Raw genomic sequence first — 909 nt, 5'->3', positions numbered from 1 at the left:
AATTAGTAGGCCCGTCGAAAAATATACCAGAGAAGTAGTGCCGTCAGAGTGGCAGCATCATCGTCTCACTGCGACAACCCACCCTGCAATGGCCGCTGCGATAAATACAGTCATCACTAGCGGCATCATCGCCAGGGCAAGCCTTCGGCTTCGCGGTATAGGCAGGCGCTCCATTACCGCGAACACCTGAACAGTGCTCATCAGGGCTAGAAGTACTGCCCCGACGAACCCAATCAGTTGAAGCAGGCCCATTGGCACCGCCAAGCCCCACCACCCGTGGCGTGTTTGCGCTTGGCACGCTCCCGCCAAAGCTCCTGACGCCAACCCGTTCTTTACCGCGTCCATCAGGTCTTTGAAGGTTGCAGGGCCTTCTGTCGCACCTGCTATCCAGGCAATGAACTGGTCTCTTCGAGACTTGGCCGCTTGAGCTTCTGTAGGTTCTTCGTTCACGGCTTTACCCCTAGCGCGGGGAGTCCTGTTGCTTGCGCAAACTCTTCGCCTGCGGCCTTGAACAGTTCGGCGGCCGCCAGCCCTGCGCTTTCGGTTGTCGTTGAGGCCGAGGCCCGCAGAAGCTCACCGCCAGCGCCGCGAGCGAGGCTCACCACGGCCCGCTGCTTGTAGATCCACCCCTCGCACTTGGCCAGGCACTTCCCGTCAGGATCGCCCGTCGTGCTCTCGTTCACCGCGTCGCGCGCGCCCGCCCTGTCACCGACGTTCGAGAAGATCGTCCCGAACAACATCACCAGAGGGTTGAAGCTCACCATCACTGAAGCACCTCGGCCCGTCTTGGTCTTGAGCGTTTTCGGGTCTTCGGCGTAGTCGCCGGCCCGCACCTCGGCCGTTCGGCCGGTTCCTGGGCGCAGCGCCTGAAAGCCCCATCCAGCTCGTACCGGACATCGGCCGCTTCCT

General features: G+C 61.6%; 1 pseudogene. It reads right to left on the bottom strand.

The window, feature by feature from the left end:
• Nucleotides 1–446 precede the first annotated feature (446 nt).
• Nucleotides 447–909: pseudogene (locus tag I73_RS29870) on the bottom strand (hypothetical protein); the annotation flags it as partial.

Origin of the sequence: Ideonella sp. B508-1 (genome assembly GCF_000333615.1) — a bacterium.
Classification (GTDB): Bacteria; Pseudomonadota; Gammaproteobacteria; order Burkholderiales; family Burkholderiaceae_C; genus Ideonella.
This window is presented reverse-complemented; position numbering and strand designations above follow the sequence as displayed.